Below are 17,796 nucleotides of genomic sequence, written 5' to 3' on the forward strand. Positions count from 1 at the left end.
GGGTATTAATGAAAAGGAAATTTTCTTTATTAGGGGGGATTTTAATTTCGCTTCCTGTTATTGCAGTTTCATGCAATAACACTCAAAACCAGACGAATAATAATGGAAAAAATAAATCAAACGAGATTGCTGTTTTAAAAGTTTGAAATGAAAATTTCAAAGATAAATTAAATAGTGCTCAAAGTTATGAAATAATCTTAAATAAACTAATCAAATTACTTAATGGTAACAAAGATTTGAAAATATCACTAGCAAATCAAAATGATTTAAAGAAAAGATTTTCTAAAGATATTGAAGCGAAATTAACTCAAAAGTTAGCTTTAAAAGTTAATAACAATGACTTATTACTCGAAGCAGGTAAGGTTGCTTATGGGCAGCAAGCAACTAAATATAAAGATCCAAAAACTGGTGAAATTAAAGAGACATTAGAAAAAGATTTAAGCAAGCTTAAAGAATTTCAAAATGTAAAAGAAATCACACAAATTGGTTTTTATGATGACGAATGAAACAATTACTTAACTAAACACGGGGTTAAATATAATTACATTCAGATGGTAAAGTTACCTAAAAGTGTGAACAAAGTTCCTTCGGTGTTGCCAGAAGAAATTACGGCATTAATTGAAGTTTTTAGAGGTAATACCAATGCAAAAATAGAAGGCATTGAAGCTTGAAACACAAAAAATATAATGAATACAAAAGGCTTATTTAGCTATACACAACTTTTTGATGGCAACATTTCAAAATGAGATGTTTCAAGTGTTACAAATATGCATGATATGTTTAATGGCGCCAAGTCATTTAATCAAGATATAAGCAAATGACAAACTAAAAGCTTAAAATATTTGTATCGTACATTTTCAAGAGCTGAAAAGTTCAATCAAGATATTAGTAATTGAGATGTGAGCAATGTTGCTAGATTTAGTAGAGTATTATATGGTGCTAAATCATTTAACCAAGATCTATCAAAATGAGATATTAACATTACTAGGTTAGCAAAATTCCCAGGTGATAAAACCGGATATGATGACTGAAATAAAAAAACTTTAATAGAAAATGAAAAATCAAAATGACCACTAAATTTGCAAAATGTAAAAGTCAGTATTGGAAATAAGTAACAGTATTTTGAATGAAATAACAAAAATTGAAAAAAAGAATAATGAACTTAATACAAAAATAAATTCTCAGCAGAAGAATAATAATTTTTATGCAGCTAAACTTAGTAAAATTGAAGAACATAAAGACAAACTAGTAAAAGATGAAAAAAGATATAAACTTGCAGAGGCATACAGGTATAAAGCTAAATTAAAGGAATTACCTATAAAAATAAAGAATAAAGTTCATACAGAAATAGAAAATAAATTAAGTAATGTTTCTAACTTAGTTTCAAAATCACAATTGATGTCACTGCAAAGATTAAATAATATCTTATTTGAAAAACAAAATATACTTGATGAACTAAGCTATAAAACAGTCAAATTTGATAATGAATGGGAATTAATTCGAGAAAAATTAACTTCATATTGAGGCTATGCAGTAGAACCAAAATATAATAAAAATAAAACAGAATTAAAGGTAATTGGATGATTTGTAAACAAGGATTTTGATATTCAAATTGAACAAATATCACAAAACGTAAATAAAGTTCCTACACTACCAGGATATATAAATAGCTTAAGAAATGCTTTTAAAGACAACTTAAGCGACAATATAATAGGAATTGAAAATTGAGATACTAAAAATGTTACCGATATGTCTGGTGTGTTTTGAGGCGCTAAAAATTTCAATAGTAATATATCAAAATGAGACACATCAAATGTAGAAACAATGAGTTCAATGTTTAACGATGCGTCAAAATTTGATAGAGATCTAAGTGACTGAAAGACATCAAATGTAACAAATATGCAAAGTATGTTTACTGATGCTAAGGCATTTAACAATGCAAATAAAAGTCTTAATTGAGATGTTTCAAAAGTAAAGGATATGAAATTTATGTTTTTTGGTGCAAGAAAATTTAATCAAGATATTTCAAACTGAAATGTAAAATCGGTTGAAAACCATAGCCATTTCTCTACAAATTCTGGTTTTGCAAAGGAAGAAAATAAATTGGCGCCTAAATTTATAAATTAATATGCTTACAAAAAAATTGAATATATAGATTCTCTAATTAACACAATACATTTTTATGAAATTTTATTTTAAATCAAATATCATTTTTAGATGGCATTTGTGTTTTTATATTCCTAATATAATTTCCCTATAATTATTTTATAATTTAAAACTAATAATAAGATAATATAAAACTATAAAAATTTAGGAAAAAAAATATGAAAAAGACAAATAAAATAATTATTTCTTTATCTTCAATAATTTCAATTTCTTCAATGCCATTAATAGCTGCATCATGTGAAAACAAGAATCCAACAGATGAAATCATAATTAATAATACTACCCCCCCCCAAAAAAAACTATAGATAATCAAAAGCAAGAAGAACCTAATGGTTCTGGTAATTCTTCTCCAGATACTATCCCACAAAATCAAGATAAACAAAAGCAAGATGAACCTAATGGTTCTGGCAATTCTTCTCCAGATACTATCCCACAAAATCAAGATATACAAAAGCAAGAAGAACCTAATGGTTCTGGTAATTCTTCTCCAGATACTATCCCACAAAATCAAGATATACAAAAGCAAGAAGATGAGAGTAAAGAAGAAAAAATGATGACCCTAAATACTTATTAAAACAGCTTGAAGAAATTCAAGAAGATTATAAGAAAGCAAAAGAAAACAATGAAAAATTTAAAGAACTAAATTACTTAGAAGATTTAGAATTTTGATTTAAAAATATTCCTAATATAGGGCATGAGTGAAACCACTACTTGAATTTTAATAATCAAGTAAATAGAAATGAAAAACATGAATATTATTTAAAACTCGCTAAGGAGTTTATAGAAAAATACAAAACAAAAATAAAGAAGGAATTGGAAGAAAAAAATTAATATAATAATAATTTTTGTTGCCTAAATTTATTAAATATCTATTAAAATTATCAATTCTTAGTTCTAATTCATTTTAATAGTTTAAAACTTCAAGATATAAAATAAGAAGAAAAGGAAATTATTCCTAAAATCCTATTAAAAAACCTCAAAAAATTTAAGTTCAATATAATGAAATCAAGATAAATTAGGTATGTATTAAAAGGTACTATTATAATAAAAGAAGTTGATATTTTTTGCTAAAACATTGTTTTAAACAACTTCATATACTATTGTGAAAACTATAGATGATCTAACCAAAAACAAAGCCATAGTTAAATGGTTTATCAGCACTTATTCCTAAAGCCTTATGACTGTTATTAAAATTAGTGCAAAAGTCCCAAAGATGATTGCAAAAATTAATGAAATATGATAAATTCTTTTTTGTTTAACTCTTGATAAATAGTAAATAATAAAATCCCCACCAGAAGTTGATGCGGATTTTTTTCAAGCCATTCCACCAGCTAAACTACTTTTTAACTTATACTACTTCTCAAATCGTTTTTCTTATAATAATCAGCATTTTTCTTTGTTTACTTTTATTTATGAATTAGGGATCTTTAGTATAACTTTTTTAGTAGATATTTAAAAAACAAGTATTGTTTATAAATTTAAAACTCTGCAATAAGTAGCAGAGTTTTAAGAGCTTTTTTGTTTTTATTAGATTTCATTCTTAAGATTAAGCTTACGCTTTTGTTTTTTAATAACAAAATAAACTGATATTGCGATAGCTAAAATTGCAATAACTACTGTTGATAAAATAATTGCTATTTTGACATTATTAGACATATTTACAGACTTAGCTGATAATTTCGAAATATTATCTGATTTATTTTCTATGGTCGATGAGTTAGAATTTAAAGAAAAATGCTCCTTAGAACTATTTCTAGGCATTAAATTAGAATTCATATGCGGATTATTTTTAGAAGTTTTATGTTCTGACTTAGTCTCAGGTTCACTTTCTTTAACTTCTATGACATCATCAAATTTGCCTTGTGATATATTATTGACTATATTTTGAATGTTAGTCAAATCATATAATTTTTCTGGATTCTTACTTAAATCATACTTAAATTTGAAGTTTGGTTCAATACCGAATTCAGTTGTTCTGAAGTGTTTATCTGTAAAAACAGTGTTGCTGCTTAATTGAATAATGTCACCTGTTGGCAATATTGCATAGGATATTGCTGATGCACCACCAAAAGTTTTATATCCAATAACTTTCCCGACATTATTATCTTTTACCATTTGTGGAAATATATTTCCTGCACTAAAAGCATAAGGCGAAGTAAGAACATAGTAATTAAAATCGTATTTAGGATATTTTGATTGAATTAATTCTATTTTTTTCTCGCCTGATAAAGGGTTATAAGTGTACGACTTAAATGGCTTATCAGTCATGAAACCCATTATTTCAAAAGCTGCACCAATGAATCCACCACCATTTAAAGTCAAATTAAACACAATGTTTTTAACACTTTTTTCTTTTGCCTCTTTCAATGATTTTTCGATATGCGAAGCACTGTCTTCTTCAAATGTCTTAAATGAAATAACTGATGTTTTATTATCAGGAGTATAAACATTTTGATATTCAGTGTTGTTTTTAAAATATTGTTTCTGCAAATGGTTACCTAGTTCTATTTGGCCATTAGTTCTTTTTTTATTAGCAATTTGTCGACTTGATAAATCTCTACTCTTATCATAGTAACCATCTAACTTATAAGCAGTATGTGGATCATCTAAATCACTAATAATTTTTTTAGTTGATAAATAGTGAGTGTCAGAATCATTTGACAAAATATCTGTTTTATAATTGTTAAAAAACTCTTTGTATGATTTATTTTTATCTAACTTAATCCCGTAATAGTAATCGAATAAAAATGGATAGTATTTTAATTGGAAGTTTTTAAGTCCATCAGGAATGTTTTTAACATTATTTTTTGGTGACATTTTTAAAGATATTGAACCAAATCCAGTCAGAGATTCAGCGAATCTAAATATGTTAAAAACATCATCATTAAAATAGGTTTGAATATTAGACTCATTTAATATAACTTGATTTAAAAGAATTTGCGGTAAATATAAATCATCTTTGCCTTTTAAAATATCGATATTATATTTTTTTAAATCAAATTCAAATTCTTCATTTAGATTTTGGTTTTCTCTTTTTAAGAAGGAAATTTTAAGTTTTTCCTCGCCTCTTTCATATTTTTTTAGTATTTCTGTAAAAAACTTATAATTCGAGACGATTATTTTTTTCAATTTATAATCAACTGTTAGAGAAGGGTTATTTTTCTCATCTAGGTCAGTTTTTAGAACTAGTTTGACTTTGTCATTATTAAATGAAAAAGTCAGTTTATCATGCTTAATAATAGTTGAAATGCTTCTTAAAAATTCTTTTATGCCTACATAAGCAACATCATTATGCATATACATTTTTATTTTGTTGTTTTTTCTATCAATCCGACCATTTAATTCCTTGGCCAAAGGAATAATTAAAAACTCTTTTAATGCAGACTCATCAAAATCAGCTTTAGTTTCACATGTTGCAGAAATAACAGTAAAAGGCAAAATAAATGCTGAAGAAATGACTAAATTTCTTATTTTTGAAATTTTCATACTGCCCCCTCCCTTTTTTTACTCTAACTATTTTTTGTTAGTTGATTAACAACTTCTTGTATGTAATCTAAATTAAATAACTTTTCAAATTCATAACCATTTTTGTCAAATTCAAAGTCAGACTTTACACCTCATTCATAGCTATTTTTATTAAAATCATTAAATTAATATTTTAACCATGCATAACTTTCTATATTATATCTTTTTTGTTCTTTTTAACCACTTTCATTATTTCTATATAAATTTTAATCTTTAAAAGCACATATAAACTCAAATTTACTTTTAATTCAAAATCTAATCATTAATGTAAACATATTAATAAATTTATCTGCATAGATGCTTATATTATCATGGATTTTTAAATAACAATTTATGAAACTAAGACAAAATATTTGGACAAATAATTATGCTTGTTATAACATTTTCTCCAAGTTTAATTTTTTAAAATTTTTATTAATTTTCTAAACAAAAGAGCACATTCCATTACTAAAACATACCCTTTTATTAAAAACTTTACCTTTTAACTGTTTTTATACTATTTTAACCAAAGAATAAAATCTATATTTTTGGAATTCTTTAATTAATCATATAATAACTCATAAAAGGAAAACAGAATTTCCAAATAATTATTCACTTAAATCACTGTATTCATTGATAAATTAAATTACTAATTAAGATTTAAAAAAAGTGTGCAAATACACACAAATTTTAAAAGTTAATCCAGAATAAATAGAAATATGCTGTCTTTTTATATAATGTATTTAAAATAGTTGTGCAAATACACACAAATTTTAAAAGTAGGAAAAATATGGAAATTAAAAGAGACTCGTATTTAAACAAAATTATTAACAAAATGAATAATGGTAAAGTTAAAGTTATAACAGGTATTAGAAGGAGTGGAAAATCTTATTTTTTATTTAATATTTTTAACAAATATTTGCTTTCAAAAGGCGTTAATGAGAACAATATTATTAAGATTTCATTAGACAGCATTAAAGATATTGCACTTAGAAATCCATTAAACCTTATTAAACATATTGAACAACTATTACCAAGTAATTCACAGCAATGTTATGTTTTAATTGATGAAATTCAATATTGTGAAATTATCAAAAATCCTTATATTGAAAATAGTAAGTATACTATTTCATTTGTTGATGTTTTGTTAGAACTTATGAAAAGAGAAAATGTTGATGTTTATGTAACTGGAAGTAACTCTGTGATGTTATCAAGTGAGATATTGACACAATTTAGAGATAGATCCAATCAAATTCATATTCATACGTTATCTTTTTCTGAAATATATCATTTATTTGAAAATAAAAAAGAGGCACTAGAACATTACTTATTTTATGGCGGGCTTCCTGGTGTTTATAATTTAAAAGATCAAGAAGAAAAAAGAGAATATTTAACTAATTTATTCGATGAACTTTATATAAAAGATATATTAGAAAGAAAATCAATATTAAAAGATAAATACATTTTAGAAATTTTATTAAACTTCATTTCATCAACCATAGGTTCATTAACAAACCCTAGTAAATTAGTTAATAGATTCTCTTCTGAAATGAAGATAAAAATTTCCTCAAATACAGTAAGTAATTACTTAAATTATTTTAAAGAGTCTTTTTTGATTTCTGATTGTAAGAGATTTAATGTTAAGGGTGGAAAAATTTTTGAATCACCTTTAAAATATTACTTTACTGATATTGGTTTAAGAAACGCAAGATTAGATTTTAATCAATATGAACCAAATCATATAATGGAAAACTTAATTTATAATGAATTAAAGAGAAGGGGATTTAACATCAACGTTGGAATAGTTGAAAAATTTATATCTAATGGTGATAAAAGAACTAGAAAATCATTTGAAGTTGATTTTGTTTGCCAAAAACCAAATGTTAAATATTACATTCAATCTGCATATGAATTACCTACAAAAGAAAAAATAGAACAAGAAACAAGATCTTTGTACAATATTGACGACACATTCAAAAAAATAGTAATAACTTATAACAACATAATCCCTTGACATGATAAAAAAGGTGTCTTATACATTGGTTTAATAGACTTCTTATTAGATGGTTCATACACAGATTCTGTTATCTAACATTGCAATAACTACAACAAAAAAATGCCTAGCAACTTATTGTTAACTAAGCATTTTTGTTTTTATTGCCTTATTTTTAATTAAATAATTCCAAAATATACACTATATAAGACAAGATAAAATCATTCATTCTTTTTTGAAGTTTTACCGATTATTCAAGAATCAAAAATTGATGTTTTATTTTATAATTTTCTCTAATATTGGTCTAAGATCAGCATTATAAATTTCGATGAATTTTTTTAGTTCATTTACTGCTCTATATATTCTTTGCTGTCTTTATTACTCCTTTTTTCTAATATTTTTTTGATTTGATCATATCCAGATTCTTTAATTAATTTATCTGGGTCTTGATCTATATTTAGATCTGGGTCTGGATTTGGATCTGGTTTTTCAAATCAGTAATCAAAGTGTGGCTTTATCGTATTTAATTTTTCTTTATCAATTAATGAATCTAACTTTCCCTTAAATCTGTAGTATTGATCTCTTATTTTATTAAGTTCCTTAAATAAATCTCCTACAGTATTTGGCATTTTTGGGGTTTGATTATTAGTTGTATCATTTTGAATGGGGTCTATCTCTGATGGTTTAGATCTTGAACCTTGTTCTGATGGTTTGGTTGTGTCTGATGGTTTAGATCCTGAACCTTGTTCTGATGGTTTGTCTGTGTCTGATGGTTTAGATCTTGAACCTTGTTCTGATGGTTTGGTTGTGTCTGACGGTTTAGATTCTGAACCTTGTTCTGATGATTTGGTTGCGCCACATGAAGCAGCTACTAGTGGCATAGCTAGCGAAATAGCTGAAACAGCAGATATTAGCAATTTATTGATGCTTTTCATATTTTTCCTTTATTTTTACTGATTTATAAACTTACAAAGTGGGAACGCTCTCTTTATTCATTTTTTTATCTAGGTTTATTTATAATTTAAGTTTTTAATGATTCTTTTGTACTAAAAAAATAGAAATTTTTAAAAGTATATCAAAGATTATGTCCTACAGATAATTTTTCATTTAACTTAGTTTCTTTTTTTTCATTTTTTTATTATGAACTTTATTTTTTGTGTATTTTTCTGCCTTAGTGGCATCTAATTCATTATCTAATTGAGATCATATGATACTTGTTAGGTTATGGTATTACAACTAAGTTTTTTAGTGATTACCAAATGTATTTTTTAATTCACTTATCCCCTTTTTCTCAAATCAATAGAAGGGGATTTTTTAAAAAAACACCCAGTATTATTGTTACTGAGTGTTACATTGAACATATAATTTGAAAGAAACTTCTTATGTGAAATTACTTCTTAATAACCTTTATCAAATAGCTTAGTTTCCTTAGAACCGTCTTCAAATCCATTTGGATAAATTACTCTTAAATTCTCTCTAAATGAGTTCTTTTGCATGCCAAATTGAGTTTTATTAGTACCATCAATTAGATTGTATGCATAAATAGTATTCTCACCAGCCTCTATATTACTTGACTGTAAAAATGGTGCAATTGAACCATTTTTTAGTAAGTCTCCAAATTTAACATTTGAACTAACACCATTATAAATTCCAATCATTTGTCCGTATTCATTATAAGCTAATGACCCTGATGCACCATAGTACAAAGAAGAAAAGTTAACATTATATTGAAAACCATATCAGGCTGCTAAAACTCTTCCTCAATAAGAATCAAAAATTGTTGGAGTAATTGTAGTAATTTTTTCTTCTACATTATTTTCAGAGAAACCTTCTGTTGGTTTGCGACGAAATGGAAAATTATGCGGTAGTATTGGAAAAGGTTTAGATGGATCAAATTTTGAAAAATCAAATTTCATACTTTGATTTTGCTTCTCATCCTGCATTTCATATCTTTCAGATGGATTATTTTGCATTCATCAAGCAACCTTTTCATCAACAGGGTAACCAGCAATATAAACATCCTTTGCCTTGGTTAGATTATTAGGATGTTTTTGCGTTTTAAATGCAGATACATAATCTACTGTTTGCAAATATTTAGAAACATCTTTATTTTGGTTTGGAAGTGCAGCTGTTTTTGATAACCTTGCTAGATATTTATCTACACCATCTATAGCTTCTTTTACTCATTGTTTTAATGTTTCATCTGCTTTATCAAGATCAACATCAATTTCAAAAATTCCAAAATCTACCATCATTGGTACATTAGACACTCTATTTAAATCATCCCAAGCATGTTTATATTCATAATCACTTTTTTCTTGTAATTTTCTAGTCCCAAATTCCTTAACTACTTCATTTAATTTGTCTTGATATTTTGAAAATGCTTCTTTTTTCATAAAATCAAGGGCAGCAAAAACTATTTTAGGGCTACTAATTGCTTCTGTTGTAGTGGTTTTATGTGAAGTATTTTCTCAGCGATTATGTTCTCCCGTTGGGATAGTATTACCATAATAATTTGCATTTCAACTATTATTTTTTGCTCTATCTATTGATGGCTTATTATTTGGAACATGATTAAAATCGTTTACTGGTTTTTGGGTTTTGCCTAAAGCAACACCTAGAATTTTTTTATCGCTTTGAGAATCATAATAGTTAAGTTTACTATTTAACTCTTTACTTAGTGAATTACTAAAATGACTTAAAACATGAAGGTTTGTTGCTATGAATAATTTATATTTATTATTAGCATTTTTAAATTTATGATAGTCAAGTAATCACCCAGTCCCTTGATTGTTATCTAATATTCCTTCGTTTCCAGGAAGTTTTGTAAGAAATTTCAAAGCAAAGGTACGATCATAAATTTCTTTATAAATAGTCTCAGGCTCTATGATTTTAAACAAACTAGTTTGGTTTTGTTGAACTGTAGGATTTATTAATTTATTATCTTTATTATCATTTAGGTTTGTATTACTTTCTATAGTTGCATTATTTTCACTATCAGGTTTATTTTTACTTATTGATTCAGTAATTTTAGTATTTTCTATTTTAGAACATGAAGTTAATAAAACTAAGCTGTTAATGCTTGATATCATAGGAATTAATAATAATTTTTGTTTACTCATCATGACCTCGTAATGTAAGTAAAATATCTTTTTCAAAGTTTACCAAAAAAATATTTTTGTAAAATGACATTTTAGTTTTAATCTGTAAAGCAATACATTAAAATTGTGTCTATATTACTAATTTATTTATTACTAAGTGTATGACATATTTAATTCTCTTTATTCAATGATTGCTATATCTTAAGGAATTTAATAATAATTTAATAAGTTAAAACACTTCTTTTACTCTTAATTATATTGGCATAAAAATACTTTGCTTTTAAAAAGAAAGACTTGCTATATTTGCGAGTCTAGTTTTTTGTTCTAGTTTATTTTCAATTTGGGTTACTTTTTCATTTAGAAAGGTCTTGTTTAAAGGCATTAGCGCCTTCAAACATATCGGAAAAGTCAGTTACTGCTTGAATATTTCAGTTACTAATATCTTGGTTAAACTTACTTGCTTTTTGAAATGCACCTTGCATATTTTTAATTTTGCTTGTATCTATAAAATTAAGTTTTGAATTAAAACTTTTTGCGTCATAAAACATTCATTTTATATTTTCTAAATTTCTTGTATCAAAATCAAGTGGTTGATTAAAGGCTTCTGCATAACAAAACATACCACTCATATCTTTTACATTTCTTGTATTACTAAATTTAAGCTCTGAGTTGAATTTCTTTGCATTATAAAACATATTGCCCATATTTTCAACATTACTTGTATCAAAGTTAAGTGGTTGATTAAACTCAAGTGCTCCATAGAACATACCATACATATTAGTAACATTATTTGTATCAAATTTAATAGGCGAGTTAAATTTATATGCATTATTAAACATAAATTTCATATTTGTTACTTTTTTTGTATTGAGATTTATTGGTTTGTTAAAGTTTATAGCTCCATTAAACATCATTTCCATAGTGGTAACATTTTGCGTATCAGAAAAGTTTAAATTAGAGTTAAAGTTCTCTGCTAATTCAAGTAATCCTCTCATATTTGTTACATTGCCTGTATCAAAATTTAATATTTGATTAAATGCTTTTGCATGAGAGAACATTTGTTCCATGTCTTCAACATTTTGTGTATTAAAGTTAATCGGTTGATTAAATTCATTTGTTCCCCAAAACATTGAGTTCATTTTTTTAACATTCTTTGTATCAAAGTTGAGCGGTTTATTGAATTTACTTGCCCCGCTAAACATTAAAGACATATCTGTAACATTTTTAGTATTAAATTTTAGTTCTTGGTCAAATTCGAGTGCATCATAAAACATAGCCTTCATGTTTTGCACATTTCTTGTATCAAAGTTAAGTGGGGAATTAAAATGTTTTGCTTCATAAAACATTGAATACATAGTAATAACGTTTCTTGTATCAAATCTTATTGGTTGATTAATTTTGCTTGCTTCAAACATCATACTCATATCTGTAACATTTGATGTATTTCATTCATTAAGATTTTCTATGTTTGATGATTTATTTTCTTTAAATGCTGCTTTTAATGACTCTATAAATCAAGGCAATCTAGTAGGAACCTTCTTAGTTGATTTTGCAAAAGGTTTAATAGCTATTTTGCCAGACTCATCTTTATAATAACCAATTATTTTACAAATAGTTTCTTGACTATCTTCATATTTATGCTCAATTGAGTCTAGATGAAAGCTTACATCTTTTAATTCTAATGTTAGTTCAAAATCTAAACCATCAAAACTTAAAATAAGGTTTTTAGTGGCATCTTTTAAAGACTTAATTGTTTTATCTGAATCAGTTTTTATTAGATATGGTAATTTAGTAAATTTAATTCTTTTATTTAGATGTTTCACAATATCACTAACTTTATGACTTTGTAAAATCTCATCCTTCATATTAGCTCATTCATCAGTTACTAGCCTTTGAATTTCAAACCTGATAACATTACGGTCATGATTTAATTCATTACGTAATCTTTTAATTTCTTTTTCTAATTCTGCTACATTTTGTTTTTTAATACTAATTTGATTTTTAAGTTCATCAACATAAGAATTCAATTCATGAAATTTAGCTTGCAATTTTAGCATTGCTTCTAGACTTTCTAACTGATAATTTTCTATATCAAAGCCATAAATTAGAGAATCTGCATACTGAGCCATTTGTGTTTTATCTTTTTCTAAATTGACTATCTGACTTTGTAGCAATTTAAGCTCGTCTTGTAATTTTTCAATCTTATTTTGATTAATATTTTGTTGCTTATTTTTTTTAATAAGCAATGTTGTTGTTATGGAAATAGGAACTACAGCCACAGCTGCTAGTCCGCCTATTAGTAATCAATCTTTTTTCATTTTCTTAACTCCTTATCAAGTTGTGATGGTTTTTTTAATTGTTTAAAATTTTTACTTGGAAAATTTTGGCATTCATTCATTTTAAGGATTAAGATCTAGATGATTTTTATTGTTTACTAATAGTTCGACTAGAAAGGCCTTGTACAAATGCATTAGCATATTTAAACATTTAAGAAATTAGCTACTGCTTTGATGTTCTTTTGATTGTTAATATCTTAATTAAAATTAGTTTCCTCTTGGAACACACTTTTTTCATATATTTCATTTTGTTTGTATTGCTAAATTTAAGTTCTAAGTTAAATTTTTGTGTTATAAAACATTCAGCCCATTTTTTCTAGATTTTTTTATTAAATTAAGAAGTTAACTAAATTAGTTTATTTCGCAAAACATTGAGTTCATTATTTCAAACATTTTTTTGTGTTAAAGTTGACTTTGTTTTATTTAATTTCTATGCTCTATTAAATATTAAAGACATAGTAAACTAAAAAAAGTAAGTTATTAATTGAAATAGCCATATTAGAAAACTAAGGGTAAAGTAAGTGCTCTGTGGCATATAAAAAAATATCAGGTTAATTATCTCTTGCAATAACTAGTTTAAAAAGGTGCTTTTCAAACAGTTAATAGCGATATAAAATTATTTACTCTACGAAAAACAGATATGAGCTATTCATTTTATGATACTAATTATAATAATGATGCCTGCATAAAACACAAAATAGTTAAAAAAGTAGTAAATATGAAATAAATGTTTGGAAATATACACCATTTTTAGCTTAAAATATATCAATAATAAATTTTTTAAAATATGAAGAGTTTTAATTGCCGTAAATTATTTTAATTACTTATTTTATTGATACTTATTAAGTTAATTTAGATAATTTAGTTTATGTTTGTTTAATAGGATTTTTATAACTATATTTTTATTTTTCTAATATTTTTTTGTTTTTTTAATTTCTTTAAGTTAATTACATAGTTAATATTAGATACTATATCTTCTAATCCTGGGTTTCTAATTCATTGATTTTTTAGCTTCTTTAGCTTCTTGCTTTTTATTGTATTATTTGTGTGATTGATTTTTTTCTTCACTTGGATAATTTTTTTTATATCAGCACCCGAAATTATGTCTCTATAAGTTTTTTTGTATAAGGATTTAGTTGCTTATTCTGCTTTTTTTAGTACATAGAACATAGTTTTAGAGATATAATTCACATTTTTTTATCTTCATCATATCTTTAGAAAAGATTTTTTTATATTCTATGCATAAAGGATTTTCCATAATATTTAAATAATTCAAAAGCCTTTTTTCTTTTAATTGCTTTGACAAAATAATTCTTATTATCAAAAGAAAAAGCCCGCAGTACCGCAGGCCTAATTTTTTGTTTCTATTTTAAATCTATTTCTTGTTTGTAAATGTTATCATCTAAAGTAGCTTTACCATCATTGTCAAAATATAGTTGCCATTCAAGCACAATTTTGTTACCATTTTTACTAATTTTGATACCTTTTTTTCTGTTACCAAAATTAAAGCCAATGTTTTCCTTTTTGCCATGTGTATTAACATTATCTGAATTTTTGAATTTATTGCTAAATTTTAGATGTTCTACATCATTAGAAGAACTTCCACCTTTACTTTTTTTATTTTTACGACTACCTACTTTTCTATTTTTTCTATGGTGTTGAATCCTACCATTAGATATTCTTAGAGCACCTTCACTTACTAAGACATCTAGCTCTTTTTTTGCTTCATCTTTTTTTTCATCAATTTCAAAAAGTTCATTGTTATTTTTGTCTAAAAAATCCTTTAGTTCAGGTAATCTATATTTTTTTGTACTTTGTTCCTTTTGGTTTTTTGGAGGAGTTTGTTCTTCGTGGTCCTTTTGAGGGGTTTGATCCTTTTGGTTTTTTGGAGGAGTTTGTTCTTCGTGGTCCTTTTGAGGGGTTTGATCCTTTTGGTTTTTTGGAGGAGTTTGGTCCTTTTGGTCCTTTTGAGGGGTTTGATCCTTTTGGTTTTTTGGAGGAGTTTGTTCTTCGTGGTCCTTTTGAGGAGTTTGGTCCTTTTGGTCTTTTGGAGAAGTTTGGTCCTTTTGGTCCTTTTGAGGGGTTTGATCCTTTTGGTTTTTTGGAGGAGTTTGTTCTTCGTGGTCCTTTTGAGGAGTTTGGTCCTTTTGGTCTTTTGGAGAAGTTTGGTCCTCTTGGTCTTTTGTGCCTGAGTTTTCTCCCATACCTTCTTCTGTTTTCTCTACATCACATGCAGCAGCGACTATTGGTAGAGATGAAATTGATACTATTGAAGCTAAAGTTATAAATATCTTATTTATTTTTTTCATATAGAATTAAAATCCTTTTTATACCTTAATTAAACTTAAATCTTTTTATATATAACTACCTTATATATTAGATTAGGCTTCAAAAAAAAAAAAAAAATGAACTCATAATAGGCAAATTAGGATAAAAATATTAGTTTTTTATCTAATTTATATAAAAAAATAAAAAATTATGTAAACTACCCATATAACAATATAAGAATGCCTCGAATTAGTTGCATAACTTGGGGCATTATTTTTTAAACAAAAATTGTTATTTAAATAAAAATATAAAGAAGTTTTTAGGAGACTTATAAATAAATGAAGAAAACAAAAAAGATCTTATTGTCACTAGGTTTAGTAGTATCTGCAATGTCAATTCCAGTAGTAGCTGCATCATGTAAGCAACAAAAAGCTAAAAATGAAGATAATAAACAAGAAAATAAAAAAGAAAAAGAAAATAAAGAAATACAACAAAACAAAATTGCTCTAGAAAAATATAAGCAAAAAATTGCTAAAGAAATAAAAAATTTAGAAGAAGCAATTATAAAAGTAAAAGGCACAAAATTTAATGAGACTAAATTTAAAAAATTTATGAACAAAAAACCAGATAGCCTCAAGCAAATGGAGCAATCAGTTTACTTACAATATAAAGAAGATTTATTAGAAATAAATGCAGAAAACTTTAAATATCTAGTGCTATGAGCAGAAGAAGAGATAAAGGAATTTATAAGTCATCTAAGTGAAGAATTAAATGAGTTATTAAAAGAAAAAAATGATATTAAAGAAACAGATAATAATCATGAATATATTAATGAGTTAGTAACTGAGCTACTTGATGTATTTAGTGAAATCTCAGATTTTAGTGTCTAACTAAAAAGTATTAAATGAATACTTATTTTTAAGAAATTAAAATAATGCCAATAACTTATGAAGTTATACTAGGATAAAAAATTCATAAAAAATGAATTAAAAACACTCCTTAAATATCTAAGTAAACAAGGACAAAATATTTGAACAAATAATTATGTTTGTTCGAATATTGCTTGATTGTAAGTTCAAGTGCAACACCAATTAAGGTAAAATTTAATTGTGGAGCACTTGAATTTTTAAACAAAAAAAGTTCCACACTTGGCAGTAGGAAACTTTCATATGAATTATACTAAAAATTATAATCATCTAACATATGATGAACGTGCATTTATTGAAATTCAAATAAAATCTGGGTATTCTATTAGATCTATAGCTAGACAGTTAAACAGAAGTCCATCCACAGTAAGTCGCGAATTAAAACGCAACACTGCTTTTAGCGGTTCATATCAATGTAAAATAGCAGAGCAGAAAGCATTAAATAGGCATTCGCACAAATACTTGTTTAAATTTACGAGTAATTTTGAATATGCTGAATTTGAAAAATTTTTCTTAGAAAAATTCGATAAAAGATTTTACGGAATTGTTGCAACAGCTCGATACATTAAGCAAACTTTTCCAAATATTGCGTCTCCGTCGATAAGGACTATATTTAATTGGATTAAGACAAGAAAATGAAAATTGAAACCTAGAGACAGATTGAGAATTTTTTATAAAAAAGGCGGAAAAAGAACTGCATCAGTTGTCTCAAGATTAATTGGAGATTCTCACTATGTATATCCAATATGGGCAAGACCAAAATATATTGATTTAAGAGAAGAATATGGTCATTGAGAAAGTGACTTAATTATAGGCAAAAGATCGAATGGATATGATAATGTATTAACACTTGTTGAAAGGCAAACCAGAATGGGGTTTGCAGTTAAAATTAAATCAAAATCAGCTTTTTTGGTAATTTCAAAGCTTAAAAAAATAATCCAGGATCATAATTTAATTGTCAAATCTATAACAATTGATAACGGGATAGAATTCGAAAGAATGGGTTTATTAGGAAAATGACTAAATATTAAAATATTTAGAGCTGAACCGTATGCTTCATTTCAAAGGGGAACAAACGAAAATTGAAACGGAATGATTAGAAGAATGTTTCATAAAGGTTTTGATTTTAATTCTATCTCTCAAGTTCAACTGGATGATGTTGTAAATCAAATAAATGAAATGCCACGTAAAATTTTGAATTGGCAAAAACCAATTGAACTATTTAAGTTAGCTAATGACTATGGTGTCGTTTTAAATTAAAACATGTGAATTTAATTGACTGCATTCATAAAAAAATGAATGGTTATTTTTTGCATTTTATTTAGTTATTTTATCCCCCTAACCCCCTTAATTACAAATAAGGGGGTATAACAAAACATTATTTAGGGTTTACGCAGATGTTCCATCTGATTTTTTTAACCCCCTGCCCCTTGATTTCAAACAAGGGGTAGATGTGGCATACGCCACATATTATGCAAAAATGCTATAATAAAAAAGCCAAG

General features: G+C 26.0%; 12 protein-coding genes. 6 read left to right on the forward strand and 6 right to left on the reverse strand.

What is annotated here, in order from left to right:
• Positions 1–8 precede the first annotated feature (8 nt).
• The 3 genes from MBOVPG45_RS02090 (at position 9) to MBOVPG45_RS04815 (ending at position 2,471) form a co-directional block, all read left to right on the forward strand.
• Positions 9–1,115 carry a BspA family leucine-rich repeat surface protein gene (locus MBOVPG45_RS02090; RefSeq protein WP_013456598.1) on the forward strand — a complete coding sequence of 369 codons (1,107 nt, stop codon included), beginning with the start codon at positions 9–11 and terminating at the stop codon, positions 1,113–1,115.
• Positions 1,102–2,127 (forward strand): BspA family leucine-rich repeat surface protein, encoded by a 1,026-nt coding sequence (locus tag MBOVPG45_RS02095; protein ID WP_013456333.1) that lies wholly within the window; start codon positions 1,102–1,104, stop codon positions 2,125–2,127. The genes MBOVPG45_RS02090 and MBOVPG45_RS02095 overlap by 14 nt, the downstream gene beginning before the upstream one ends.
• A gap of 197 nt (positions 2,128–2,324) precedes the next feature.
• Entirely contained in the window at positions 2,325–2,471 is a 147-nt protein-coding gene (locus tag MBOVPG45_RS04815; RefSeq protein ID WP_232955581.1) for a variable surface lipoprotein, read from the forward strand.
• Positions 2,472–3,693: 1,222 nt separating this feature from the next.
• Here MBOVPG45_RS04815 and MBOVPG45_RS02105 read toward each other — a convergent pair.
• Complete coding sequence (locus tag MBOVPG45_RS02105) at positions 3,694–5,652, reverse strand: S41 family peptidase (protein ID WP_013456464.1); 1,959 nt, start codon at positions 5,650–5,652, stop codon at positions 3,694–3,696.
• A gap of 808 nt (positions 5,653–6,460) precedes the next feature.
• Between MBOVPG45_RS02105 and MBOVPG45_RS02110 the strand changes: the two genes are divergently transcribed.
• Positions 6,461–7,762: an ATP-binding protein gene (locus MBOVPG45_RS02110; protein ID WP_013456133.1), complete on the forward strand. Its 1,302-nt coding sequence runs from the start codon at positions 6,461–6,463 to the stop codon at positions 7,760–7,762.
• Between the two features lie 248 nt (positions 7,763–8,010).
• Here MBOVPG45_RS02110 and MBOVPG45_RS02115 read toward each other — a convergent pair whose 3' ends face one another.
• From MBOVPG45_RS02115 to MBOVPG45_RS02130, 5 genes are all read right to left on the reverse strand, one after another.
• Positions 8,011–8,598, reverse strand: coding sequence for a variable surface lipoprotein (locus MBOVPG45_RS02115; RefSeq protein WP_013456039.1), 588 nt, complete (start codon positions 8,596–8,598; stop codon positions 8,011–8,013).
• 462 nt (positions 8,599–9,060) lie between these two features.
• Positions 9,061–10,785, reverse strand: coding sequence for an MIP family Ig-specific serine endopeptidase (locus tag MBOVPG45_RS02120; RefSeq protein ID WP_013456484.1), 1,725 nt, complete (start codon positions 10,783–10,785; stop codon positions 9,061–9,063).
• Between the two features lie 308 nt (positions 10,786–11,093).
• The gene (locus MBOVPG45_RS02125) at positions 11,094–13,082 is read right to left on the reverse strand and encodes a BspA family leucine-rich repeat surface protein (protein WP_013456516.1); all 1,989 of its coding nucleotides are present in this window, start codon (positions 13,080–13,082) and stop codon (positions 11,094–11,096) included.
• Positions 13,083–13,994: 912 nt separating this feature from the next.
• Positions 13,995–14,168 (reverse strand): hypothetical protein, encoded by a 174-nt coding sequence (locus MBOVPG45_RS04630; protein WP_013456424.1) that lies wholly within the window; start codon positions 14,166–14,168, stop codon positions 13,995–13,997.
• A 296-nt stretch (positions 14,169–14,464) separates the two neighbouring features.
• Positions 14,465–15,409, reverse strand: a complete 945-nt coding sequence (locus MBOVPG45_RS02130; protein ID WP_013456344.1) for a variable surface lipoprotein — start codon at positions 15,407–15,409, stop codon at positions 14,465–14,467.
• Between the two features lie 297 nt (positions 15,410–15,706).
• Here MBOVPG45_RS02130 and MBOVPG45_RS02135 point away from each other — a divergent pair, with 297 nt between their 5' ends.
• Both MBOVPG45_RS02135 and MBOVPG45_RS02140 read left to right on the forward strand, forming a co-directional pair.
• The gene (locus tag MBOVPG45_RS02135; RefSeq protein ID WP_013456242.1) at positions 15,707–16,258 is read left to right on the forward strand and encodes a variable surface lipoprotein; all 552 of its coding nucleotides are present in this window, start codon (positions 15,707–15,709) and stop codon (positions 16,256–16,258) included.
• A 279-nt stretch (positions 16,259–16,537) separates the two neighbouring features.
• On the forward strand, positions 16,538–17,554 hold the full coding sequence (locus MBOVPG45_RS02140; RefSeq protein ID WP_013455927.1) for an IS30 family transposase: 1,017 nt from the start codon (positions 16,538–16,540) through the stop codon (positions 17,552–17,554).
• Positions 17,555–17,796 lie beyond the last annotated feature (242 nt).

This window comes from Mycoplasmopsis bovis PG45 (genome assembly GCF_000183385.1).
In the GTDB taxonomy this organism is placed as follows: Bacteria; Bacillota_I; Bacilli_A; order Mycoplasmatales; family Metamycoplasmataceae; genus Mycoplasmopsis; species Mycoplasmopsis bovis.